Below are 23,209 nucleotides of genomic sequence, written 5' to 3' on the forward strand. Positions count from 1 at the left end.
CCACCGGATCTCAGCCGAGAATTTCGGCCAATCTACCGGCTGCGGCGACCTTGTACAGCAATCGGTCGCCCGGCAGCGCCAAAAACGCAAGTTCCGACAGCGCCACGGTTCGCGCGGCATCCGAAACCGACCGGTTCATCGGATCGCCGTGCAGGTTGAGCGACGTGTTCAGAAGGGCGAATACGCCCGTCAGAGACGAAAACGCGTCGATGATCGCCCAATAGCCGGGATTGACGTCGCGCGAGACGAATTGCGGCCGCGCGCTGAAATCGCCCGGATGCAGGGCGGCAGGTATCTCCGTGCGGGCCAGCGCCGTCGTCTGGTAGCCGACCGTCATGAACGGCGCCACGATGCCCTTGGGTATCTGGAGATAGAGATGCGCCTTTTCCGCCAGCATCGACGGCGTGAACGGCATCCAAAAATCGCGATTTTTGATCGCGTCGTTGATGCGCTTCAGATTCGCCGGGTTCTTCGGGTTCGCGAGGATCGAACGGTTGCCGAGCGCGCGCGCGCCGAATTCCATGGGGCCGCAGGCCCGCGCCACGATCTGGTCCGCGGCAAGCAGGCGCGCCAATTCGCGCGGGCCGACGCCAGACCGCTCCGAATAGTCGGCGACGTTCGCGTTCGCGCGCGCGATGCCGTGACGCCAGTCGTTCTCCGGATCGTCGGCGCGGTCGGCTCCGAGATAAACGTGGGTCATCGGCTGCGGGGCCGCTTTTACGCCCGCCGCAACGGCGAAGACAGCACCGATCGGCGTCGATTCGTCGCCGCCCGAGGCCGGCACGCTGAGACGGTCGAGTCCGGGCAGATCGACAAGCATGCCGTTGGTCTTGATGTTCATCGCAAGCCCGCCCGAGAAACACAGGCTGCGCTTGCCGGTCTTCTCCAGCCAATGGCTGGTCCAGGCCCGCGTGAGGGACGTGCACCAGTTCTGCAAGGCGGTCGCGACGTTGTCGAAGCGATGGCCTTCGAGACGGTCCTTGAGATCGAAATAGCTGTCGACGAGAGGGCGGTCTTGCACGAATTTTCCGTCGCGGAAATCGAGCGCTTCGAAAAAGATCCGTTCGACGTCGCGGATGTATTTGCTGGGCCGCGTGTAGCCCGACAGCCCCATGACCTTGTATTCGTGCTCGAGCGGCTTCATGCCCAGGATCAGCGTCGTGAAGCGGTAGATGCGCGCCACGCCATGGTCGCGGCCGCCCGCGAGTTTAACGAGGGTCCCGTCTTCGGCGACGACGCTCGCACTCCAGTTCTGCCCGTCGCCCCACGAATCGGCCGTCAAGACGAGCGTGTCCGCCCAATGGGCACGGTCGATCGCGGCACCGTAGAACGCGTAGTAGGCATGGCATTCGTGGTGGTCGACCGTCTCGGCGGGGCCCTGCCAGCCGATCCCTTGCGCCAGCACGCGCGGTCGTTCGACGTCGCCGAGATAGCGGATCGATTCCGCCATCGGCATCGACATGAGCTTGTCTGCATCGACATTGTGGTCGGCATTGAGACGCTCGCCTGCGCGATACATGTCGCGCCAGTACGCGCCGTCGTTGGCTTTGCCTTCGTAGAAAATCGGGCGCCAATAGGCGCGCATCTCCGCGACGTGGTCGTGCACGGTGAAGTCCGAGTAGCGGCTGACGGCAAGACCCACGGGATCGATTTCGCGCGTGGCATGCGCAACCGTGTCGATTCGGGACGAATCGCCGCCCAGATGCGCCGCCACGAGATGCTTGATCGCCCGCAGCGGAAACGCGACTTGGTTTTTGCGCTTCGTGAAGCGTTCCTCTTGGACCGCGCCGACGATGCGGCCGTCGACCATCAAGGCCGCCGTCGAGTTGTGTCCGCAATGGATACCGAGAATGTTCATCCTGCAATCTTTCGAATCAGTTCGACACGTTGCTGAGCGCGTAGCCGTCGGCGCGGCGCATTTTGGCTTTGTGGTAGTGCTGCTCGCCCGACCGCCACCACGCGGCGATTTCGGCGATTTCGCGCGCCACGGGGCCAGGATTTTCGGCGAAAAGCGGCGGCAGACCGCCATAGAGCGCATCGCGCCGCGAATCGTCTTCGAACACGAAGCGGCCTTGCCAGTCGGCGGCACAGAACCACCAGCCGGCGTAGATTTCCGCACGACGCCGGTCGCCGACTGCGTCGCGCGACGTCCACCAGCGACGCGACAGGCAATCCGTGTATTCGGCGCGCGACTGAGCCACATGCGCAAAGCCCGCACGATGGTACTTGCCGACGTCCGGCAACAGCACCGGCTTGCCGATTGCTGCGAACTCGACGCCCGACGTGCCGTGGTACGTGACCAGAGCGTCGATCGCCTGCATGACGGCGCCGTTGTTCCAGTCGGCCGGACACAGCGCGATGTTGGGGCCCGTCGCCATCTGCGGCAGAAGTTCCGTCAGCGACGGTCCGCCGAATACTGTTTCGGCCGGATGCGGCTTGAAAAGCCAGTTCACATCGCGATTGGCCGCCGCCGCCGCCGCCGTCACCGCGATCCAATCGCGGAAATCGCGGAAATTGCGCATGCCCAGTTGATGCGGCCAGTCGAACCAGTTCGACGCATAGACGGCGACGATTGGCTTCGCCGGATCCCAGCCGAAACGTTCGGCGACCGCCGCCCGATCGACGAAGCCGAGCCTTTGCCGAAAGGCAAGCAAGGCGGCAAGATCGTCCGACTTGCCGCGCATGCGCGCATCGACGTAGCGGCTGCCGATCGCCTGAAGCAGGGTTGCCTTTTCGTCGGGCAGCCCGTCGATTTCTTCGTGCGTCGGCTGGTCGTAGAACTCGAAAAGGTCGTCCGGCTTGTCCATCCGCGCATAACGCAAAACGCCGAACAGGCCGAATGCCAGGATCGTCGGTATGCCGCGCTGCAGCGCCTGCCAAGCAAGCCCGCCGCAACGGAAGCCGAATGGATGGCTTACGACCAACAAGTCCGGTTTGGCCGCGTCGAGGATTTCGCGCGCACGCGCAAAACAAGCAAGCGCCTGGGCGACATTGGGCACGAAATCGGCCCGCAGCGGATCGACGCTGGGCAAACGCTGCGCCTTGAGAACGCCGTCGTAGAGGATCGCCGGATTCATGCCGCCGGGCAGCTGCCACGCCATGACGCCGTCGGGATCGTGCGTCTGCGCGGCGAGCTTTTGCGCTGCGTCGCGCGTTCGGCTGTCGGGCGCCACCTCGCCGAAATCGTAGATTTCCGAGATGCCCAAGCGGCCGAACATGCCGCGAACTTGGCGACGCTTGAACGGACCGACGAGGCCGACTTCGCGCGCCTGCGCGAGCCCCAGCGACCGGCGCAGCAGCGCGTAGCGCGCCCAAAAGTTCGGATTGTCGAACGTGCCGTCGACCAGGACGGTGCCCGAAAATCGCGCGTCGCCCGCGCGCGCGAACGCATCCAGAAAAGCGTCCGCGCGGTCGCGTTCTTTGGCGCTTTCGCGTCCCGCCGGCGACAGATCGAACGCGGCCGCACGGATCCAGTCGTACGTGCTGCCCGCAAATCGGCGCAACGACAGCGTCATCGGGGCGCGTAGCCGAGGCGCGCGCGCGTCTCGGCGAGCACGCGCTCGCCAAGCGCCAGATCGAGCGCGGTGTCGATGTCGACTTCGTCGAACGGTCGCGGCACCTCGAATGCGCGCACGCGCTCGCCGGTTAGGCTTCTGCGCTCGAACATCGTTTCGGCTGTCGTCAGATAGAGCCAGCCGTTTTCGTACCATGTCGGTGAGGTCAGCCGCGACTGCGCGCCGAATTCGTAGTTCGGTCGATACCAGCCGTCTTCGACCGTGCCGATCTTGAGCGGACGCTGGCTCACCGCCACGAGCGAGTCGCAAGGTTGGGCGGCGTATTCGGCGCACGCTTGCAGCACCATATCGCGCGGGCGCACCGGGCAGGTCGGCTGCAGCAGCATCACGTCAGCAAAGTCGCGCCCGCTTTTGCGCACCGTTTCGCCCGCATGGATCATCGCATCCAGCGTCGAGCTGTCGTCGCGCGCAAGCTCAGGCGGACGCATAACGATTTCGGCACCGCAGGCGCCGGCGATTTTTGCGATCGCAGCGTCGTCGGTCGAGACGACGCAGATCGTGTCGGGCAGCGTTCGTGCAAGCGCGATCGACCAGGCGACCAACGGATGGCCGCCGAACGGAAGGATGTTTTTGCCCGGCAACCTTTTGGAGCCGCCGCGCGCCGGAACAATCGCCAGCATCATGACGGTGTTTTTCGGCTTTCCAAAGGGGAGCGCCGACATATGATGTCGCAATGAAAAACAGGCAAGACGCTGACTCCTTGGGACACGGCCCGTATTTCGTGCTGGGCACCGTCCAACTTGGGCTGCCCTATGGCATTGCCAACAAAACGGGCCAACCCGACTCCGCGCAGGCTGAGGCGATTCTGGCGGCTGCCTTTGCGGACGGAGTACGATGGCTCGACACGGCGCGCGCCTACGGCGATTCAGAAGCGCGCATCGCGACGGCGCTGCGCGCGTGGCGCGGCAGCCACGTTTCGGTCGCGACAAAACTCGATCCGCTGGCCGCACTTGATGCCGATTCGGCCGTCGCAGAGGCCGAGGCGAGCGTCGCACGGTCGCGCGCGACGCTTGGGTTGGCGCGGATCGACAGCCTGCTTCTGCATCGCGCCGCACATCGTACTGCCTGGGGCGGTGCCGTTTGGATGGCGCTGCGCCGATTGCGCGACGCAGGCCAAATTGGCCGCCTCGGGGTCTCGGTCGCATCGCCCGAGGAACTCGGCGCCGCCCTCGACGATGCGGACGTTTCGCACGTGCAGCTTCCTTTCAATGTGCTCGATGGACGCTGGGCCGCGAGCGGCATGATCGCGCGGCTGCGGGCGGCACGTCCGCGCGTGTGCGTGCATGTGCGCAGCGTGCTGCTGCAAGGACTGCTCGCTGACCGACCGGAAACGGCTTGGCCCGCAATCCCCGATCTCGACGCAGTCGATATTCGCCGACGCCTGCGCGCCGTTGCGGAGCGCACGGGCTATCAGAGTGTCGGCGCGCTGGCGATCGGATTTGCGCGCGCGCAAGATTGGATCGACGGCATCGTGATTGGCGCTGAAACGCCGCAACAAGTCGGGCAGCTCGCCGGATTTTTTGCGAATCCGCCGCCGGATTGCGCCGCGCTGGAGGCCGCGCAACGCAGCCTTCCGCGCGTTCCAGACGAACTGTTGGATCCTTCGCGGTGGCCACGGCAATGACGGATCTGCGCCTTGGCATCATCGGCCTCAGCCCCGGAAACGGACATCCCTATTCGTGGTCTGCGATCTTCAACGGATACGATGCCGCAGAGATGGCGCGTTGCCCGTTTCCGGCGATTCCTGAATATCTGTCGCGCCAAATCTTCCCGCGCGACGCCATCTCAAATGCGGCCGTGACGCATATCTGGACCCAGGACCGCGCGCTCTCCTCGTCGATCGCCCGCGCGTCCCGGATCAGGACCGTTGTAGAACAGGCAAGCGATATGGTCGGCCACGTCGATGCGCTGCTTCTTGCGCGTGACGATGCCGAAAATCACGAGGCTATCGCGTCGCCGTTTCTCGACGCAGGCCTGCCCGTCTACATCGACAAACCGCTGGCGCTGGATGTTGCGACGGCGCATCGCCTATACGCGCGCTGCCAGCGACCGGGCCAAATCTTCACCGGGACCGCCTTGTCGTTCGCACCGGAGTTCGAACTCGACGCCGAGCAGCGCAAACGGCTCGGCCGGATCCGCCATGTCGATGCCGTCGCGCCCAAATCTTGGGACCTCTACGCCATTCATGTGATCGAGCCGCTGATCGCCATAATGGCCTGCGAAGGATCCGTTTGTGCGGCGCGAAGCATCGACGACGAAGGACGACATCTCGATGTCGAGTGGACGAGCGGGGCGACCGCGCGCATTACCGCTCTTGGAAGTCGCCAGGGCGCACTCGAAATCGTCGTGCACGGCGAAAATGGCAGCGTGGCAATGCGGCTGGTAGATACGTTTCGCGCCTTCAAATCCGCCTTGCAGGCCTTCGTGTCCGTCGTTCGCGGCCAGACACCGCCTCAGGACCAAGCGCGCATTCTCGCATCGATCGCGCTTCTCGAAGCAGGTCGCATCGACTCGCGACTCATGCCTTAGCTGCATCCGCGACAAGCGGCTTCAGCTGGTCTTCATACGCGCGGACGTCGCGCCGCGTAATCTCCTTGTTCAGACGGCTCTCCGCGCTTTTGTGGTAGGTGCCGAGGATGGAACGCATTGCGTGGGTGCGCAACGACGCGTTGGGCGGCAACGAGAGCGCCAATCGCGCAAGAATGCGCGCCGCCGCAACCGGGCGCAGTGCCGCTCCGGGGAAGACGCGCGCCGCTCGGCGTGCGCGGGCACGCGTGAGTGCCGCAAGGTCAATGGCGATCTCTTCGCAGCGACGCCCGTCAGGCTCGCCGAACCAGTCGCGAATGTACTGCTCGCGTAGCGCCCGCGTCTGGGGCTCGATCCGGTATCCCGCCAAAAACTGCTCCACAAGATCCTGGAGTTCGGTCAGGTCGCGTGCGACATGGCTGCCGGCTTCCCGTTCCGGCCACGCCATGAACTCGTCCGGAATAGTCGCAAACTCGATGGTCGGCCTGTTCCACAGCCAAGCCTCGACCGCAGTGGTGCAGTGGCGGTGCAGCAGTATGTCGGTGGAATGGAGGACGTTCCACATGTAGTCGACGCGGCAGAAACGGACGTTGGAAACGCCGGCGTCGGCGATGCCCGCTTCGTAGTACGCGCGATCCTCGTTCGGATGGGGCTTCAGAACAAGCTGCAAATTCGGATTGGCGCGTGCAAATTTAAAAAATACTTCGGTCGATTTGTCGCGAAGGTTGCGGTGGTATTCCGGCAGAATTCGAAAATCGACGCCGATCGTCTTGAAGCATTGATCGACGCCGAAATCGACCATGCTGCGGCAGTATATCTGCCATTGTTCCGCCTGATCTTGCCGCACGACTGCGTGCGGGAATTGTGTTGCCCAGGTGAGAATAGGCTTGGCCGGATTGAACCCATGCTCGGCCGCAAAGACTTCGCGTTTCGTTACAGCGCCCATGAGCGGCGCACGATAGAAGTCCGTGCGCGGGCAGCCGCTTGTGACCAGATTACCCGGCGAAATGGCTCCGCGCGCAAGCATTGCATCCGAGTTGCGACGCCCCCAGCTGTAGAGGCGATCGACAAGCGAGTAGTCGGTAACGTCGCCACGATCGACCTCATGGAAGATAGGCCGGCCGGCGCCCTCGGTCGGCAGAACGACAACGACCGTGCCTTCAGCGCGCAGCTGCCTCGCAAGATTCTGATATCGATCGCCCCAAAAGTGGTTCAACACCACGCAATCCGGCGCAATCATGGGGATCATCGCCAGCGCATCGCGCACCGCATAGATCCAGACCTTGCAGCCGCGGCGCTCCAGATGAAGCTTGATCGCGGCGAGCGGAGGCAAATCACGCCATTTATGGTCACAGACTAAAATGATTTTCATAGCGTGCGACTTGCTTGGCCGCCGAATTCGACCGCCATAACGGCAGTTGGGTTTAGCGGATTTGTTGCATATCCGAGCGACTTGGCTTCGACCACACGGCCCAGTTCACTCGCCGGACGATAGAATCCTTTCAAGCGATCGAGTTGCCTTACGCGCAATCGGCCGATCAAACCGAGCAGCGATTTCGGCCATAGCTCCTCGATCGGCTCGAAAAAAATCGCGGCGCGCGGCTGCAAGCGCGAGATGTTTGCGAGCCCGCGCACAAACACACGCGGCATCATTTCGAAGGCGTGAACGCTGAAGACCACATCGACCGGACCAAGCGAAGGCAAAGCGTCTGTGACATCGCAGCTCTCGAAGCGAATGTCGCAAGCGAATTCCGATGCGGCACGACGCGAAAGCTCTGCGGACACGGGCGAAAGCTCAAGACCGATCAGAGGATTGCGGATGCCGGCTCGCGCCAAATGCAGAAGGTTGCGCCCGGCTCCGCTACCAAACTCGACGATGCTTCCGTCTTTGGCGTAGCGGCGAACCCATTCCAGCAACGCGTCCATGCGGTAAGCTGCCGCGCGTTGAGGCGAGGTGAACTCGACGCGCCCGTCGATCAGGGTGAAGTCATCGCTGAGATTTCCGACCACAAACTCCTCGAAAGATCCTATGTCGATGCTCGAGCGGACTTTGTCGTACCCAACGCGCATATCTGCGGTCGAGCGTTCGAGCCGTCGAAGGCGACCGCTGCGGACGATCGTCGAAGCTGCCAAACGCAATTGCTGCATTGTGGCAACCTGGAGAAAGGTCTTCGGGTTGGTGTCGGGCACGGCACGGCGCAGCACTTCGGAATAGATCATTGGCGTCGCCTCTAAGAGAGATCGATCAGGTCCATGGACAGCGGCGTCCCGCGCGAGACGTCCATGCGCGCGGGTCGGCCAAGAATTGCCTCTATATCCCGCGGAGGGAGACCATGGCCCGGTCTTATGCTTCGAACATTGGCAAGCGTAAACGGCTCGCCGGCAGTAACGTCCTCGACGACGTACAGCGAGCGGCGGTAAGCAACGCTCGAACGCTCGCTCGACTTCAGACCATAGTCGATCCGGCCGAGCGCGTGCCAAGCGGTGCGCACTTCGCGGCAAAGTGTTGCCAGTTCCGTCGGCTCGAGGGAAAACGCGGCGTCCGGTCCGCCGTCGCTTCGCTTGAGCGTCAAATGCTTCTCAACGATTGCCGCGCCCAGCGCCACCGAGGCGACGGCTGCGCCAATGCCGAGGGTGTGGTCGGATAGCCCGACAGTTACTTCGAAGCGGCTTGCAAGATCGGCGATCGTGCGCAGATTCATGTTCTCAGCGGGCGCTGGATAGCCGCTTACGCAGTGCAAAAGCGCTATTTCGCGTGCGCCGGCGTCGCGCGCGGCGGCGACCGCTTCGCCGATCTCGGTTTCGTCGGCCATGCCGGTCGAGATTACGAGAGGCTTTCCGGTTGCCGCACAACGGCGCACCAATGGCAGATCCACCATTTCGAACGACGCGATCTTGTAGGCTGGCGCTTGAAGGTTTTCGAGCAAATCGACAGCCGTTGCGTCGAACGGCGAACTGAATACGGTAATGCCGATCCGTCGCCCGTGCTCGAAAAGGGGCTGCATCCAAGCCCAAGGGGTATGCGCTTCGTCGTACAGTTCGTAGAGGCGCCGACCTTTCCAAAGACCGTCTTCGATGACGAAGCCCGGCGCGTCAATGTCGAGCGTGATGGTGTCGGCTGTGTAGGTTTGAAGCTTGACGGCGTCCGCGCCCGCTGTTTTGGCCGCATCCATCAATGCGAACGCGCGATCCAGGCTCGCATTGTGATTTCCCGATATCTCCGCAATTACATAGGGCGGCGCATCGCTTGCGATGCGCCGCCCGTCAATGTCGATTGACTTCATGCGATCATCCATTTCGATGGAGATAGACGGTGAACTCGTACGGAATGACGCCGGGTTTGAGGCGGTAGTCGTGCCGCAGCGTCACCAAAGGCGTGATCTCGCGCTTGCAGTGCGCGAAAATCCGTTCTGGCTCGGCATAGTACAGGCCCGTGTCGTTATAATCGACGTAGCTCGACAAAAGATTGAATGCAACTCCGCGATCGCATGCGCCATAAAGCGTCGCAAGAACTTCCGTTACGAATCCCCAATTGTCGGCAATCAAGTTATTGAAAGTTCCGTTCACGAAAGCATAATCGAACCGTCCTTCGATGCCGACCTCGAGAATGTCCCGCCGCTCGAACACGGCGTCCGGAAACTTTGTGCGCGCCGCCTCGATATGGGGCAGTGAAAGGTCGTAGCCGGTGAAACGGCCGCAGAAATCGAAGTCGCGGCGCAGAACGTGCAGCAAATGCCCCGCGCCGCAGCCGAAATCGAGAATGCGCGCCTGCGCAACGTCGGGCGCAATCTCGCAAAGCCGACCCATGCGTCGCTCTTGCGTTTCGCGATCCCGCTGCTGCGTGGCCGCCGGCGTATCGCCGTGCTTGCGGAAAAGCTCGCTGTAATGGCGCTCAAGCGCCCTCATATCCGATTTGCGGTCGTTCATTGGGCGAGACAATGTCCGGTCAGGAGACGTTGCGCGGTTCTCTGGGTTCCCTTGCCGTCCACGGCGGCGGCGGCCGCTTGAGACATCCTCGCAAGAAGAGCTGGGTTGCGGGCAAAAGACAGCAGGCGATCGGCCAAGGATTGGACGGACTCGATGGTCACGGCCGCGGAGCGCTGGGCCATATTGCCGGCAAGAGGGAACTGGTGCTTGCTTGTCGTCAGCTGAATCATCGGAACGCCAAGCGTGCACATCTCCAAGGTCGTGACCCCCGGCGCGAGAATTGCCAAATCGGCATCGGCGAAAACGGAGGCAGGATCTGCAAGTGCCGTGCGAACCTCGATCGACCGTCCGATGGCGTTGCTTCGCAGCATGTCCGCGACGCGCTCGTTGCCGGCAATCACAGTGAGCCGTGCATCGATCCCGCTGAGTACGAAGGCCTCAAGCACGCGTGTCGCGCCCTCGATATTGGCCGAAAGTCCGAATGTCGCGACCACGTTTCCGAGTTTGGGGACTTCGCGGCGCGCGAGGCTTTGCGCCCGCAGCTCGAGGAATTCGGCGTTGACGAGCGCGTATTCAAGACCAATCAGCAGCTTCGCGTCTTTGGGAACGAGGCCGACATAGTGGCTGTCCTGGCGATACGGCATCGCGTCGAGAAGAATGTCGCAATCGTGGGACCTGTCGGCAAGGTCGTCGACGGCCAACACGCGGGATCCTGCGCGCCGGATGCGCGACTCTTGATCCGCGCCGATCGCATAATCGTCGATGACGACCCATTCGTACCCCGCCGCCGCGACCGCATCGGCCATTTCGGCAAAATCCGGCACGATCGCGATCGATATCAGCGGCGTATTGCGAATGCGATCCGCAAGGATCGCGGCGGCGTCCGCGCCGACAATGAAATCGACTTCCACGCCGGTTCGCGCGACCGTCTTTGCCAAAGCCGCCATGCGCGTTGCGTGGCCGCCGCCGACCTTGTTGCCGCCGGCAGCCCAGATTGCAATCTTGCGCATTCCGCTTCGATCTCAGACTTCCAAAGCAGCGCCGACTGCCGCGCGTTGTCCCCATGTCATCGGCGTGCGCAGGCCCGATTTTATCGCTTCGCCTGTCGCAGGGCCGCCGATCTGGAACAGCGCATCCAGAATCGAGAGATTCGGCACGAAATCGGGCGCTTGGCGTTGAGGGTAGCTTTGGGCTTCGAAGGAAAAAAATGCAGTTCGTATGTTCGGAAGCGGGAATATGCCGTCAGTGCGCATGTAATCGAACGAGCCGCCTGCCGAGATGTAGCTCTTTGCGCCGATGCGTTCCAAAATCGCGGAAATCTTCGAAGATCTTTGTCCTTCGGCAGCGAGTTCGGCGCTGCGTTTCCATGTCGGCGCAAATCCTGCCAATCGCGCGAAACCAACGATCAGGTCGATGTTTAGGTCCGCCAGCGACTTGCCTTTGTTGCGTTCGAGCCGTTCGACGAACAAGGAGAAGACCGAATCGAAATGCGGCATCCGGCCATAGATGTGCTGCAGTCGTCGCATCATCTTTCGCTGCTGGTTTGCGTCGAGCGACACGCCCGCCGCGTCGATCCGAGTCTGCTGCCCCGTATCCGCAACGGGGATCGTGATCCAATCGACCGAGGCACCTTCGCCGAAGATGCGATTTCGATGGTGGAAGCTGCGGCGCACAAACTGAACGTCGTCGAGAAAAACGAAGATGTCGCTCATTTCGATCATGCCGAAATAGCCCTGCCAAGGCAGGAACGTGGGTTGCATGATGGCCGCGATGGGGCGCGGCAAATTTCGGATGTCGAAACTCATCGCTCGAGCACGAAATTCACGCGCGTGAGAGATTCGATCGGCTGCGCTCCATTGCGCGCCACGCGCAGGCGGAAATGACGCAACACGCGCAGCCCCCGCGAGGCGGCGAGCGCGGCGAACCTGTCGGGCGGGCACACAAACACTTCTTTGGGCTGAATGACGAAAGGTTCGCTCGACACCGCCGCGCGGGCAACGCGCAACGCGGCGCGCAAAGCCGCATGCGGCCCCTCGCGGCGCAGGACGAAACGCAGCCAACCGGCGATCGAATCGCCATAGGTGCGCCCATAGAAGGCATTTTCGTCGCGATCGGGAACTGAGCCGATCCAAACAAGACCGCCGGGACGCGTCACGCGCGCCACCTCGCCGATCGCGGCGAGAACGGCATCTTCGTTCGGCAGAATGGTTACGACGCCGTGGATGACGACGCGGTCGAAGCTTGCATCGGCAAACGGCAACGCATCGGCCATGGCACGCTTGAACACAATGGGTCGATCGGCATGATGCCTTTCGAGGCTTTCGATTTCCTCAGCGGAGGGCGCGGTTCCGACGACAGACTTGTTCGATGCCGCCGCCGCCGCCGCCAGACTGCCGTCGCCGCACCCGACATCCAGAAAGTCCCAATTGCCCGGCGCAAGCAGCCCCATCTGCGTTGCGATCTCGTCCGTCACGAGCGCAGTCGTCGCCTTGTCGGCGCCGCGTCCATTCAACTCGTGAATGTCGAGCGACGACGCACGCAGCCGATATACCTCGACGTGGGTGCGCGCTTTCACGATCGGCACGGACTATCTCCTCGCCTGGACGCGCGCGCGCATTTCCCAAACCGCTTGCGCGAACGCGAGATCTTCGGTGTCGTCTATATCGACCGCCTCGTGCCAGCCGATGTCGAAATAGACGTGGCCGGGGCCGAAGAACGTTCCGGCGGCTTCCAACGCTTCCCACGTCGCGACCCACACCGCACCGCTGGGGCAAAAGAGCGGCGGAAGATCTTGGGAGCGCGTATCGCCGACTTGAGGGAACAACGCGGTCGGACGTCCGTCTGGCCCGAGCGTTGCGGCCCACCAAGGGTTCATCCATCCGTAGCGGAACGCGCTTATCAAGAATTGGACATCTTGCCGGGCCAAGCGCGCAAAACCCGCCTTGATCGACTCGGCGCCGCGCAGCGGGCAATTCGCCATGAGTTGAACGACGACCTCGTAGCGTTCGCCGTAATGAAGCATTGCAGTTTGCACGGCAAGGATCGTCGCGGCACTGACTGGCGCATGGTCGTCGGCATGGTCTTCGCGCAAAAACGGCGCCTCCGCCCCTGCCGCGCAAGCTGCGGCGGCGATTCCGGGATCGTCGGTGCTTACGAGTATCCTGTCGAAGAAACCCGTCGCTTGCGCCGCCTCGATGCTGTGAACCAGCATCGGCTTGCCCGCAAACGGCATCTCGTTTTTCCGCAGCAGCCGCTTCGAGCCGCCGCGCGCAGGAATGACCGCAATGGCGCGTCTATTCACCATGCCGTCCAACCTCCGTCGGCCACGAGGTTGGCGCCAGTCATGCTCGACGATGCGGGATCGAGCAAAAACAGAACCGGTGCTGCGACTTCGTCCTTGCGTAGCATGCGGCCGGCGGGGCAAAGCGCGGCGTATCGCTGCTCGAACGCCAGATCCGACCGCCCGGCAACGCCGCCGAAAGACACGGCATTGACGCGAATTCGCGGCGCCAATCGTACCGAGAGCTCGCGCGTCATCTGCACCATGCCCGCCTTCGCGATGCCGTATGCGATGGAGGAGCGCGACAGGTCGAGCTGATACAGCGCCGGAGTTGGTGCAACTAGGCCATACATGGAAGCGATGTTCACGATCGATTCGAGCCGGGCGCCCGGCGAATTTGCGATCGAGATCGAAAGCTCGTAAGGGAGCACTGTGCCAAGGACGAGTTCGCCGATGAAATTCTCTCGAGAGACTGTACCATCGGGCTCCGTCGCGAGAAACCGCCGGTCCCTCGCCGCATTCACCAGCCCGGTCGGCAAGAGTGCACGGTCCGCAAGCCATTTCGACAGATCGGCAGCAGCGCGGCCGGTCGTTAGATCCGCCGCGTAGCCGTGAAGCCGATCGCTCGCCCGAGGCTGTTCGGCCGCAAGCGCTTCGACGCTTTCTCGAGACGCGCCTGTTGCGACGACCGTGTCGCCGCGTGCGAGCAACGCACCGACGATCGCGCGGCCGATGGCTCCGGTTCCGCCGGTTACAAGGATGCATGCTTCGTTCATTGGAACCGGTATGGCCGCACTGTCGGCTCCTTGCGGAGCCAGGCGTAGATGTCGCGCACCAACAACCTTTGCGTGGCGTCGAAAAACCTGCGCATCGAAAACGAAAACACGCGGCCCCGCGCATATTGCCGCTCGCGAAGGCTCGGGTCTTCGGCGAAGTTCGCGAATATCTTCACGTTTCCGTCGCGCTCGATGTCGGCGTCGCGATAAGTCACGAAATGATAAAACGGTTCGACCTGCGGGATGCCGGTACGCCGAACGGGATGCATAAACTCTTTTGTGTATCGGTACGGCACGCCGACCGCCAATTCGACATGATGGATGACGCTGAACGACAAGCGGGGATGCACACCCACGTGGAGGCTAAGCGCGTCCGCATCGACCAGCCGAGACCAAACGGAGCCAGCGCCGAAGCTGTGGCGCGACACGTCCGAGACAAGGGAGGCCGCGACACCACCCATCGATGCGACCGACCAGAACGGGTGGAAGCTCCGGAGCGCCCCCGGTTGCCTGCGCACGAATTCGGAGAATACACCCATACCCTGGCTCGGCGTGTTGGCCGGATCAAACGCAATATCGGTATTGCAAAGATTGAGCGAAGCCGTCGGCACGACGATCGCGCCGCTGCTTCCGACAAGGTCGCACAAGACCTCCAGGTGGGCCGACATCATTTTCTCGGGCGCTTCGACGGCATTCTCGCGCATGCGCCCGAAATCGGAAGCGACATAGACGATTCGGCCGCGTTCGACCCCGAGATGTCGATAGTGGGTGCAAAGCTCTTCGACGCCGCTCATGCGCGATGCGCGTCGACGGCGACGACTTTGTGCAGCATGAACATCATGTTTCCAAGCGCCTGCCCTTCGGAGAGCGCCTGCAGTTGGGCGACATTTCCGGCCGCATTGGCGCGCAAAGCCAGCCGAATTCCGCCTGCGTCATCGCGACGCAGCGGGCGCGCCAATTGAAGTTTTCCGAGAAGCCACTTGCTTCCCTTCGGCGGCAGGCGCGTGTTGAGGAGAGCCACGCCGAGTGCCGTCAGGACTTCGATCGGCTCTGCACCGACATCGCGCTGCGATGCGATCGCATCGCCGTCGATCGTTGCGGCTGCGCAGATTCGGGTCTCGTTGTAAGGCTTGCGTGCAGATACGCAAGGCGGCTCCGACAGAACGGCTCCCGCAACGCGCAACTGCTCGACACCGATCGAGAACTCTGCGACCGGCTCACCCTCGCTCGGATCGCTCTTGCGATAAAGTATTCGCGGCGTCCCCGCGCACAGGGCCCGAAAGGCGATAGTGAGAGGCCCTTGGCAGGGCGCACCGAACAGCGCTTGGGCGCCGGCGAGGATTTCGGCGTAAAGATCGGTCGAATGGACGTAGCTGCGCGCGCCTCGCAGCGCCACGATCGGTCGATAGACGAGTTGCGCGGGTTCGGTCACGGCTACGCGCTCAATCCGCCATCGACGACGATCGTTTGGCCCGAAATGAATCCGGCGGCATCGGAAAGCAGAAACATCACAGGGCCAACCACATCGCTCACGGCGCCAGGGCGGCCGACCGGCGTGCGTCGCACGATCTGCTTGAGGTGCTTGGGATTCATGTTTCGCGTCAACTCGGTTTCCATATAGCCCGGCGCGACGGAATTCACGGTGATCTGTCGTCCGCCAAGCTCGCGGGCCAGCGCACGTGTCGCGGCGTCGATCCCGCCCTTCGTTGCCGAGTAGGCGACCGTTCCTTTGTAGCCGGAAACCGAGACGATAGAGCTGATATTCACGATGCGTCCGAAATTCCGGATCATCATCCCGCGCGCGACGCGGCGGGTAAGCGACAGCATGCCGCGAAGATTCACGCGCAACAGATTGTCGATCTCGTCCATCGATTGCTGGGCCAGAAGACGTTCATGGACTACGCCGGCATTGTTCACGAGCCCGGTAATCGGCCCGAGCGACGCTTCCGCCGATTTGACGAAAGAGTCGACCGCCGCATCGTCGGTGACATCGAAATTTCCGCAGAAGAGAGATCCGGGATGCTGGATCGCCAAACTCTGTATCATGGGGCTCGCCTGCCGACTGAAAGTCGCGACACTGTAGCCTGCCGCAAGTCCGGCTTCGACCAATCCCAGTCCGAGGCCGCGGCTCCCGCCGCTCACCAAGATTACCTGCTTGCGATCGCTCATTGCCCATCCTTCGGATTTTCTTTGCCGCTCGGCACGTTCGTGCGTTGCTTCTTGGCTCGCACCGTGGCCAGCGCTTCCATCGCCAGAAATTCGAAGCGCATCGGCACCTTGAATTTTGCAATTCGCTCCAAACAGAAGCGCCGCAACCGCGTGCTTGCCGCTCGTTCGTCTTCGGGCGCAACAAGGCTGATGCGTGCGCCGACGGCGTGCCCGAGCAGCGGGTGCGGGATGCCGACGACCGTGGCGTCGGCGACGTTGGGAGCCTGCATCAGCACTTCCTCGACCTCCGAGGGATGCACCTTGTTGCCGCCGACATTCACGATTTCGCTCGTGCGACCGAGAAAACGGAACAGCCCGTCTTTCTCCTCGACCAAATCGTTGGTGCACATCCAACCTTCCGCATCCAACGGCGAGTCGGCGTTGAGGTAGCCGACCATGCTCGATGCCGAACGGACATAGAGGACTCCGTCGTGAACCTTGGTCTCGAAACCGTGGCCGCCGATGCGCAACCAAAGGCTGCTAGGATCGGGGGACTTCGAATGCAAGACGCCGAGTTCGGATAGGCCGTAGGTCTGCTTGAGCTCGACCTTCGGAAAAGTCTCGCGCAGCAGGGCCAGCGTCGATGGCGGCATCGGCTCGGCGCCGAAGCTGATGACCTTCAGCGACGAGAGGTCGCGCGTACGCCACGCGTCGGACGCAAGGATCATGCGCAGGAAGGTCGGCGTAGTGGGCAGCAGATCGGCACGCGCGGACTCGATCGCCGCGCAGACGAACTCAGGTTTTCGCTGCGGCAAACAGATCGCCGTACCGCCGTAAGACAGGCATGCGAAGAGCGTATTGAGGCCGCCAAAATGGTCGAACATCAGGCACATCAGCATGCGATGCCCGGGACGCGGTCGCTCGAATTTGCCAAGGACGCGATTTGCGTCGTGCAAGATCGCTTTGGGTTTACCGGACGACCCAGACGTAAAGACAACAAGCCCCGGTGCACCGCTCCGGGAGAAGTCCGCAAGCAGAGGCAGGCGCGGCGACGGCTCGAACAGTTCGATCGCAACATTGTCGTCCGCATCGAACGAGAAAAGACACGAGATCGACGCCGTCGTCGTGATTGCCGCCATTTCTCGCGCCGCATCCGGCGATACCGGCACTGCAACTGCACCAAGCCGAAGGAGCGCGAGAAGGAGCGCTATGGTGGAGGGGGAAAAATCGCCGACGATGCCGCAACTCGCTCCGGACTGAAGCCCCATGGCGCGCAAGCGCGCCTCCCAAGATGAGACGCTTGCAAGCAGCTCTCGATACGAGATCGTGCGGCCGCGCCAGACAACGGCGTCAGCTTCATCGGCTTGGGCCAGCCGCTCGAACAAGCGTGCGACATGCGTGTGAACTTCGCTCATCGAATCACGCACTGGCAGATGCCCGTGACGTGGGTTGTGCCGGCAACGGCGACCTCGAGCGACATCTTGATGGAGCTCAACGGGCGAAGGATCCGTTCGATGCGCGCGCGATAGACCAGCATGGCAGGCACAAAAACTGGGCGACGAAAGCGGAACTCGATGGATTGCAGCACCGCGCGCTCGCCCGGCAGATACATGCCGATCAGACGCGAGAACCTCGTGGTAACGGCCAGTCCTTGCAGGATCGGTTCTTCGAAGCCCATTGCGCGCGCGGCCTTTGTCTGGCGATGGACCATCGCCGCGTCGCCGGCCAGAGCATCGAAGCGGCGCCACATGTCCGCATCGAAATTCACCGCCTGCTCGACGGCGTCGCCGATTTGAACATCGTCGAGCCCGAGCAATCGAGAAGGCGTCGCGTCGTCGACGATAGAAACTTGATCCGCAGCCATTTTCGACGCCACTAGGCTCGCTTTTCGGCCACGAAACGGCAGATATCCGCGAAAGAACGGACCTTGTTTAGTTCGTCCTCACCGAAATTGAAGCCGAAACGGTCTTCGAGCGCCATCAACACGCTCGAGAAGTCCAGCGAGTCCATGCCAAGTTCATAAAGCGACCGTCCCGCGTCGGCAGCGTCGATTTTCCAGCCCGGAACAACTTCCGCGATGATCTCCGCGATTTCTTGATGGTTTTGGTTCATATCGGTTCCTTTCGTTGCGAGTGGCCCGTCCCTGTAGAGGACGGGACAGAATCAAGAAGCCCTGCTGCAACCAAATCAGCAGCGGTCTTTGCGCAATCGATCGCGCTGCGGCCGATCCTTTCGGCCAGCGCGATGAGGTCGCGCGATCCGTCGGCGAATGCGAGCAGATCGGCAAGCGTCGAGACGGAAAAGCTGGAGCTGCGCGTGCCTGTTCCTGGATAGAGGCCTCGACGACCGAGCTGAGGCTCGCATGGTTGCGTTGCAATATAGGTTTCGTTTGCCTCGAGGACTTCGATCATTTCGCGGTAGACGCTGAAGGACTCCGCGAGCCCTGCCGCCGTCACCAGCGAAAGGTCGTCGAGCGAGGTGTGGTACTCGGGATAGGTTCCGTATTTCGAACGCATCACCGAGCAGACTGGCAGGTCGACGTGCGGGCTGCAGTACTGTCGCTCGTCGCTGCCGCGTTCGAGGAAATCGTAGGTCTTGAAATCGACGCCGCGGGCGACAAGAACATGCTTTGCAACACGATCGGCAAGCGTGTCGGCACGTGGGGATTGGAGCAGCGACCACGCGCGCTGATCGCCAACGCAAGTCAGCACGAAGCCCGCATCGACGCTCGATCGCAGTTGCTCGAGATGTTTGCTGAGATAGACGATGGCGCCGATTGTTTCCGGACCAAACAAAAGCCGGTAGGTAAAGCGGCGATCTTGCCGTGCCGAAAGCCAACGCCCCAAAGCCGCAAGAACGACAGGCCCCGACAATTCGTTGTTTGCCATTCCCGGATGGCAAACATAGCTCGCAAGCATGATTTCGCGCGTCTCGCGCCCTGGAAGCACGATGTCGGCGTAGCTCAACGATCCCTTGCTGTGCACGCTGTCGATGACGACGTGAAAAGGGCCTTCTCCAAGCGCATCGCGCTGGCGTTGGGCAAGACAGAAGCCCCAACCCAATTCGTAATATTTCGTGATATACGGAATCGCATCCGGCATGTCCGGAATGCAATGGAGATGCGGCTCAAGTTCGGCCCTTGTCATGACCGCATCGACGGACTTCGAATAGCCGACAACATGGAGAATGTTGCGATTCACATCGACGATACGGTTGCCCTCGCCGTCGGCAATGAAAGCATCGCGCAGTACCCACTCGTCGGGCACGGTCCAATCGAATGCCGACGTGCCGCTCGGCACCTCGTGCATGGTCAATCCGGGAACGATACGGGCAAGATAGCGCAGCGTGTCGCGCACGCCCTCGCCGGTCAGGCTGCGTCGAACCGGGAACAACTCGCGCGCCCAACCGTACATTTCGCGGCCGATCGCAACGTCGGAGGAAACGGTGCCGTCAACCAATGCCGCACTCGACACTGAGGGCCGCGATCACCCGATCGACATCGCCGTCGGTCATTGCAGGGAACAACGGGATGGACAGGCAACGCGCGTAGTAGGCATCGGCACCCGGCAGAGGCTGCACGCCGTAGCGGCGGCGATAGTAGGGCTGCCGATGAACGGGCAGATAATGCACCTGCGAGCCGATGCCCTGAGCTCGAAGCGACTCCATCACGCTGCCGCGGGTGCGGCCGAGGCCCGCAAAATCGATCAACACAACATACAAATGCCAGCCATGAGACTCGGGTCTTCGAGCTGCGGGCTGCAGCGCAAGATCTGAACCCGCAAAAGCGGCATCGTAGCGTTTGGCGATCATGCTGCGTCGTTCGATCAAAAGATCGAGCTTGGCAAGCTGCGATACCCCAAGCGCGCATTGAACGTCGGGCAACCTGTAGTTCCAGCCGATCTCCTGCATCTCGTACGACCACGGATTCGGTCGGTCGCCGTCAAATGAGAGCGCGCGGTCTTCGAAATCGGCGGGCGTACGCACCATGCCGTGGCTGCGCAGGCGGCCGATGCGCGCGGCAATTGCCGCGTCGCGCGTTGTAACCGCGCCGCCCTCGACCGTCGTAATCGCTTTGACGGGATGCATCGAGAAGCACGCAAGCCGCGAATAGACTGTCGCGCCGACGTCGGGCACGCCAAGCGCGTGGCACGCGTCCTCGATCAAATCGATACCATGGAGCGTCGCCAATTCATGGAGTGCGGGCATCTGGCAAAGCTGGCCGTTAAGATGGACCGGGATCGCCGCGCGCAAATTCAGATTCCGACGCGATGCGGACTCTATGGCCGCCGCCAGCGTCGCGGGCGTCATCAAGCCGCTGTCCGAATCGACGTCGGCAAAGACAACCTCGGCACCCGCCATGCGCACAACGTTTGCGGTTGCCAGAAACGTGATCGTCGGCACGATCACCGCATCGCCCGGCGCCAAATCGAGCGCGAGCACGGCAAGGTGGAGCGCCGCTGTGCCCGAATTGCAAGCGACCGAATGCCCGGCGCCTGTCGCAAGCGAAAAAGCCCTCTCGAAAACCTCGACCATCGGGCCGGTTGTCAGATAGTCGCTGCGCAACGCCGCCGTGACCGCCGCAATGTCCGTGTCGTCGATCGATTGCCGCGCATAGGGCAAGAAAGGAACTGTCATGCCGGAAATTCCTTGAGCAGCTCCTCAATGCTCGCGTCGTCCAGCCACTCTGAATTGACGTCGGATACGTACCGGAACCCCTCGGCCACCAATCGCCCTTCGTCGCCGATTCTGCGCGGATGGCGAAAGCGCGTAAGCGGCGGGCAAATCACATAGCGATCGTCAAGCTCGACTGTCAATCGTGAATCGTCTTCGGTAATCATGATCTCGTGCAGCTTTTCGCCCGGCCGAATGCCCGTTACCGTATGGGGCAGCGAGGGTGCAATGTGCCGCGCAAGATCGGTTATTCGCACGCTCGGAATCTTGGGCACGAAAATCTCGCCGCCCGCCATCAGCGAAAAGCTGGACAGCACAAACGATACGCCCTGCTGGATCGTGATAAAAAACCGGGTCATTCGGGGGTCGGTGATCGGCAGACTCTTGGCGCCCTTCGCAACAAGCGACCGAAACAACGGCACGACCGAACCGCGCGAACCTATGACGTTGCCATAACGCACAACGGCAAAACGCGTTTCGCGGTCGCCCGTCAAATTGTTGGCGGCGACGAAGATTTTGTCGGAAGCAAGCTTCGAGGCGCCGTAGAGATTGATCGGGTTCGCGGCCTTGTCGGTGGACAGCGCGACGACTTTGCGAACCTGGTTGCGAAGCGCCGCTTTGACGATGTTTTCGGCACCGTGCACGTTCGTAAGAATGCACTCGAACGGATTGTATTCTGCGATCGGCACGATCTTTAGCGCCGCTGCATGGACAATGTAGTCGATGCCACGCGTGGCAAGCTCCAGGCGTTCGGCATCCCGCACATCACCGATGAAAAAACGCAGCCGATCGAAAAGCTCCGGCCACTCGGCCCACTCGCGCGCCATCGCGTCCTGCTTTTGCTCGTCGCGCGAAAAAACAACGACGCGTCGCGGCGGCTCGGGCGCAGCGAGCAGCCGGGCTACAAAAGCGCGTCCAAATGAGCCCGTTCCTCCGGTGACCAGCACCGAGGAATCGTGTAGATTGGGCATGGGTTGATCGAATTTTCGCACCTAAATTGCCATCCCTTGTTCGCGTTAATTTTTGAGTGCCGAGACCGCGGCTGAAACAACGCGATCTTGATCAGCGTCCGACAGATACGGATGCATCGGCAGGCTCAGCACTTCGCCCGCCAAAGCGTCACTGACCGGCAGGCCGTTGTTGGCGACCGGGAAGCGCGCGTAAGCGGTCTGCCGGTGCATCGGCTTCACGTAGTAGATGGCGGTCGGGATGCCCGCTTCTTTGAGCTTTGCGGCGACCGCGTCGCGCTTTCCACCCGCAATACGGATCGTGTACTGCGCCCACACGCTGGTGAGGCCGACGGGTACGCGCGGCACGAGGCAGTGTCTTTCGAGCGCATCGGAATAACGCTGCGCGATGCGGTTGCGCGCATCGATCTCGTCCGGGAACAACTTCAGTTTTTCGATCAGTACGGCGGCCTGGATCGTGTCCATGCGGCCATTCATGCCGATGCGCACATTGTCATATTTATCGACGCCTTGTCCGTGCACGCGCAGCGACACGAGCATTTCGCGCAAGGCATCATCTTCGAAGAAGATCGCCCCGCCGTCGCCGTAGCAGCCCAAGGGTTTGGCCGGGAAAAACGAGGTCGATGCGATGCGGCCGATCGAACCGGTCTTGCGGCCTTTGTACACGCCGCCGAAACCCTGTGCGGTGTCGGCGAGTATCCACAAATCATGGGCCGCACAAATTGGCTCGATCGCGTCGTAGTCGGCCGGCAGGCCGAACAGATCGACCGGGATCACGCCCACAGGCTCCAGCCCCAGGCGCTTGGCCGTGGCAATGCCGGCCTCGAGGCTTGCCGGATCCATGTTGAACGTGTCGGGCAGGCAATCGACGAAGATCGGCGTCGCCCCCAGCCACACCACCACTTCGCCGGTGGCCGCGAAGGTAAAGGACGGTACGAGCACCGCTTGGCGCGGCTTCACGCCGAACGCCATCAAGGCGAGCGCCAGCGCATCCGTGCCGTTGGCGACGGTGAGCGCGTGCTTGACCCCGCAGAACGCGGCCAATTGGGCTTCGAGCGTAGCGACCTCGGGGCCCAGAATATACTGGCCGCTACGTACGACTTTGAGCACGGCGTCTTCGACGGCGGCACCCATGCGCGCGCGCTGGGCCTGAAGATCGATGAATTGCAAGAAAGGCTCCGAAAACAGGCTGACGAAAAATCCGCGCTACCGCACGCCGGGTGCCGAGGCCCCCAGCGTTGCGACGGCACGTACGTGCGCCCGGCCTCGCCGCCTAGGCGGCAGCGACCGCGCGGTTGGGCACGTGCACGCGTACTTCGCGTCCCAGCAGATCGAGCA

The 23,209-nt window shown here is 62.2% G+C and carries 24 protein-coding genes; 2 read left to right on the forward strand and 22 right to left on the reverse strand.

Annotation, left to right across the window (positions count from 1 at the left end):
• Positions 1–10: 10 nt before the first annotated feature.
• The 3 genes from O9320_18435 to O9320_18445 are packed head-to-tail and all read right to left on the reverse strand — an operon-like array spanning position 11 to position 4,198.
• Entirely contained in the window at positions 11–1,858 is a 1,848-nt protein-coding gene (locus tag O9320_18435) for a hypothetical protein (protein ID MCZ8312829.1), read from the reverse strand.
• 16 nt (positions 1,859–1,874) lie between these two features.
• The gene (locus O9320_18440) at positions 1,875–3,515 is read right to left on the reverse strand and encodes a hypothetical protein (GenBank protein MCZ8312830.1); all 1,641 of its coding nucleotides are present in this window, start codon (positions 3,513–3,515) and stop codon (positions 1,875–1,877) included.
• Positions 3,512–4,198, reverse strand: a complete 687-nt coding sequence (locus O9320_18445) for an acylneuraminate cytidylyltransferase family protein (GenBank protein ID MCZ8312831.1) — start codon at positions 4,196–4,198, stop codon at positions 3,512–3,514. The genes O9320_18440 and O9320_18445 overlap by 4 nt, the downstream gene beginning before the upstream one ends.
• Before the next feature lie 50 nt (positions 4,199–4,248).
• Here O9320_18445 and O9320_18450 point away from each other — a divergent pair, with 50 nt between their 5' ends.
• Both O9320_18450 and O9320_18455 read left to right on the forward strand, forming a co-directional pair.
• Positions 4,249–5,199: an aldo/keto reductase gene (locus O9320_18450; protein ID MCZ8312832.1), complete on the forward strand. Its 951-nt coding sequence runs from the start codon at positions 4,249–4,251 to the stop codon at positions 5,197–5,199.
• Positions 5,196–6,104 (forward strand): Gfo/Idh/MocA family oxidoreductase, encoded by a 909-nt coding sequence (locus O9320_18455; protein ID MCZ8312833.1) that lies wholly within the window; start codon positions 5,196–5,198, stop codon positions 6,102–6,104. The genes O9320_18450 and O9320_18455 overlap by 4 nt, the downstream gene beginning before the upstream one ends.
• Here O9320_18455 and O9320_18460 read toward each other — a convergent pair.
• The 19 genes from O9320_18460 to O9320_18550 are packed head-to-tail and all read right to left on the reverse strand — an operon-like array spanning position 6,094 to position 23,041.
• The gene (locus O9320_18460) at positions 6,094–7,473 is read right to left on the reverse strand and encodes a hypothetical protein (protein MCZ8312834.1); all 1,380 of its coding nucleotides are present in this window, start codon (positions 7,471–7,473) and stop codon (positions 6,094–6,096) included. The genes O9320_18455 and O9320_18460 overlap by 11 nt on opposite strands.
• Complete coding sequence (locus O9320_18465) at positions 7,470–8,321, reverse strand: class I SAM-dependent methyltransferase (protein MCZ8312835.1); 852 nt, start codon at positions 8,319–8,321, stop codon at positions 7,470–7,472. Before O9320_18465 ends, O9320_18460 begins: the two co-directional genes overlap by 4 nt.
• An 11-nt stretch (positions 8,322–8,332) precedes the next feature.
• Entirely contained in the window at positions 8,333–9,385 is a 1,053-nt protein-coding gene (gene pseI / locus O9320_18470; GenBank protein ID MCZ8312836.1) for a pseudaminic acid synthase, read from the reverse strand.
• A gap of 4 nt (positions 9,386–9,389) precedes the next feature.
• On the reverse strand, positions 9,390–10,028 hold the full coding sequence (locus O9320_18475) for a class I SAM-dependent methyltransferase (protein ID MCZ8312837.1): 639 nt from the start codon (positions 10,026–10,028) through the stop codon (positions 9,390–9,392).
• Positions 10,025–11,038 (reverse strand): UDP-2,4-diacetamido-2,4,6-trideoxy-beta-L-altropyranose hydrolase, encoded by a 1,014-nt coding sequence (pseG, locus tag O9320_18480; GenBank protein ID MCZ8312838.1) that lies wholly within the window; start codon positions 11,036–11,038, stop codon positions 10,025–10,027. Before pseG ends, O9320_18475 begins: the two co-directional genes overlap by 4 nt.
• 12 nt (positions 11,039–11,050) lie before the next feature.
• A complete protein-coding gene (locus O9320_18485) occupies positions 11,051–11,788 on the reverse strand; it encodes a WbqC family protein (protein MCZ8312839.1) in 738 nt (245 codons plus the stop codon).
• Between the two features lie 41 nt (positions 11,789–11,829).
• Positions 11,830–12,612, reverse strand: coding sequence for a class I SAM-dependent methyltransferase (locus O9320_18490; protein ID MCZ8312840.1), 783 nt, complete (start codon positions 12,610–12,612; stop codon positions 11,830–11,832).
• A gap of 3 nt (positions 12,613–12,615) precedes the next feature.
• Positions 12,616–13,332: an acylneuraminate cytidylyltransferase family protein gene (locus O9320_18495; GenBank protein MCZ8312841.1), complete on the reverse strand. Its 717-nt coding sequence runs from the start codon at positions 13,330–13,332 to the stop codon at positions 12,616–12,618.
• Positions 13,326–14,084 carry an SDR family oxidoreductase gene (locus O9320_18500; GenBank protein ID MCZ8312842.1) on the reverse strand — a complete coding sequence of 253 codons (759 nt, stop codon included), beginning with the start codon at positions 14,082–14,084 and terminating at the stop codon, positions 13,326–13,328. Before O9320_18500 ends, O9320_18495 begins: the two co-directional genes overlap by 7 nt.
• Positions 14,081–14,878: an AAC(3) family N-acetyltransferase gene (locus tag O9320_18505; protein ID MCZ8312843.1), complete on the reverse strand. Its 798-nt coding sequence runs from the start codon at positions 14,876–14,878 to the stop codon at positions 14,081–14,083. Before O9320_18505 ends, O9320_18500 begins: the two co-directional genes overlap by 4 nt.
• Positions 14,875–15,516 (reverse strand): hypothetical protein, encoded by a 642-nt coding sequence (locus O9320_18510; protein MCZ8312844.1) that lies wholly within the window; start codon positions 15,514–15,516, stop codon positions 14,875–14,877. The genes O9320_18505 and O9320_18510 overlap by 4 nt, the downstream gene beginning before the upstream one ends.
• Positions 15,517–15,518: 2 nt before the next feature.
• Positions 15,519–16,253, reverse strand: a complete 735-nt coding sequence (locus O9320_18515) for an SDR family oxidoreductase (GenBank protein MCZ8312845.1) — start codon at positions 16,251–16,253, stop codon at positions 15,519–15,521.
• On the reverse strand, positions 16,250–17,617 hold the full coding sequence (locus O9320_18520; GenBank protein ID MCZ8312846.1) for an AMP-binding protein: 1,368 nt from the start codon (positions 17,615–17,617) through the stop codon (positions 16,250–16,252). Before O9320_18520 ends, O9320_18515 begins: the two co-directional genes overlap by 4 nt.
• 26 nt (positions 17,618–17,643) lie before the next feature.
• Positions 17,644–18,108 (reverse strand): MaoC/PaaZ C-terminal domain-containing protein, encoded by a 465-nt coding sequence (locus tag O9320_18525; GenBank protein MCZ8312847.1) that lies wholly within the window; start codon positions 18,106–18,108, stop codon positions 17,644–17,646.
• The gene (locus O9320_18530; protein MCZ8312848.1) at positions 18,108–18,344 is read right to left on the reverse strand and encodes an acyl carrier protein; all 237 of its coding nucleotides are present in this window, start codon (positions 18,342–18,344) and stop codon (positions 18,108–18,110) included. Before O9320_18530 ends, O9320_18525 begins: the two co-directional genes overlap by 1 nt.
• On the reverse strand, positions 18,341–19,690 hold the full coding sequence (locus tag O9320_18535) for a DUF4910 domain-containing protein (GenBank protein MCZ8312849.1): 1,350 nt from the start codon (positions 19,688–19,690) through the stop codon (positions 18,341–18,343). Before O9320_18535 ends, O9320_18530 begins: the two co-directional genes overlap by 4 nt.
• Complete coding sequence (gene pseC / locus O9320_18540; GenBank protein MCZ8312850.1) at positions 19,683–20,867, reverse strand: UDP-4-amino-4,6-dideoxy-N-acetyl-beta-L-altrosamine transaminase; 1,185 nt, start codon at positions 20,865–20,867, stop codon at positions 19,683–19,685. The genes O9320_18535 and pseC overlap by 8 nt, the downstream gene beginning before the upstream one ends.
• Positions 20,864–21,874 (reverse strand): UDP-N-acetylglucosamine 4,6-dehydratase (inverting), encoded by a 1,011-nt coding sequence (gene pseB, locus O9320_18545; GenBank protein ID MCZ8312851.1) that lies wholly within the window; start codon positions 21,872–21,874, stop codon positions 20,864–20,866. Before pseB ends, pseC begins: the two co-directional genes overlap by 4 nt.
• Before the next feature lie 45 nt (positions 21,875–21,919).
• Positions 21,920–23,041, reverse strand: a complete 1,122-nt coding sequence (locus O9320_18550) for a DegT/DnrJ/EryC1/StrS aminotransferase family protein (GenBank protein ID MCZ8312852.1) — start codon at positions 23,039–23,041, stop codon at positions 21,920–21,922.
• Positions 23,042–23,209: the final 168 nt, after the last annotated feature.

It is taken from the genome of Magnetospirillum sp. (assembly GCA_027532905.1).
Lineage (GTDB): Bacteria > Pseudomonadota > Alphaproteobacteria > CACIAM-22H2 > CACIAM-22H2 > Tagaea.

Excerpts from the sequence above, each read along its gene's own strand:
- O9320_18435 (MCZ8312829.1), bottom strand. The coding sequence starts at position 1,858 with ATGAACATTCTCGGTATCCATTGCGGACACAACTCGACGGCGGCCTTG.
- O9320_18440 (MCZ8312830.1), bottom strand. The coding sequence starts at position 3,515 with ATGACGCTGTCGTTGCGCCGATTTGCGGGCAGCACGTACGACTGGATC.
- O9320_18445 (MCZ8312831.1), bottom strand. The coding sequence starts at position 4,198 with ATGATGCTGGCGATTGTTCCGGCGCGCGGCGGCTCCAAAAGGTTGCCG.
- O9320_18450 (MCZ8312832.1), top strand. The coding sequence starts at position 4,249 with ATGAAAAACAGGCAAGACGCTGACTCCTTGGGACACGGCCCGTATTTC.
- O9320_18455 (MCZ8312833.1), top strand. The coding sequence starts at position 5,196 with ATGACGGATCTGCGCCTTGGCATCATCGGCCTCAGCCCCGGAAACGGA.
- O9320_18460 (MCZ8312834.1), bottom strand. The coding sequence starts at position 7,473 with ATGAAAATCATTTTAGTCTGTGACCATAAATGGCGTGATTTGCCTCCG.
- O9320_18465 (MCZ8312835.1), bottom strand. The coding sequence starts at position 8,321 with ATGATCTATTCCGAAGTGCTGCGCCGTGCCGTGCCCGACACCAACCCG.
- pseI (MCZ8312836.1), bottom strand. The coding sequence starts at position 9,385 with ATGAAGTCAATCGACATTGACGGGCGGCGCATCGCAAGCGATGCGCCG.
- O9320_18475 (MCZ8312837.1), bottom strand. The coding sequence starts at position 10,028 with ATGAACGACCGCAAATCGGATATGAGGGCGCTTGAGCGCCATTACAGC.
- pseG (MCZ8312838.1), bottom strand. The coding sequence starts at position 11,038 with ATGCGCAAGATTGCAATCTGGGCTGCCGGCGGCAACAAGGTCGGCGGC.
- O9320_18485 (MCZ8312839.1), bottom strand. The coding sequence starts at position 11,788 with ATGCAACCCACGTTCCTGCCTTGGCAGGGCTATTTCGGCATGATCGAA.
- O9320_18495 (MCZ8312841.1), bottom strand. The coding sequence starts at position 13,332 with ATGGTGAATAGACGCGCCATTGCGGTCATTCCTGCGCGCGGCGGCTCG.
- O9320_18500 (MCZ8312842.1), bottom strand. The coding sequence starts at position 14,084 with ATGAACGAAGCATGCATCCTTGTAACCGGCGGAACCGGAGCCATCGGC.
- O9320_18505 (MCZ8312843.1), bottom strand. The coding sequence starts at position 14,878 with ATGAGCGGCGTCGAAGAGCTTTGCACCCACTATCGACATCTCGGGGTC.
- O9320_18515 (MCZ8312845.1), bottom strand. The coding sequence starts at position 16,253 with ATGAGCGATCGCAAGCAGGTAATCTTGGTGAGCGGCGGGAGCCGCGGC.
- O9320_18530 (MCZ8312848.1), bottom strand. The coding sequence starts at position 18,344 with ATGAACCAAAACCATCAAGAAATCGCGGAGATCATCGCGGAAGTTGTT.
- pseC (MCZ8312850.1), bottom strand. The coding sequence starts at position 20,867 with ATGACAGTTCCTTTCTTGCCCTATGCGCGGCAATCGATCGACGACACG.
- pseB (MCZ8312851.1), bottom strand. The coding sequence starts at position 21,874 with ATGCCCAATCTACACGATTCCTCGGTGCTGGTCACCGGAGGAACGGGC.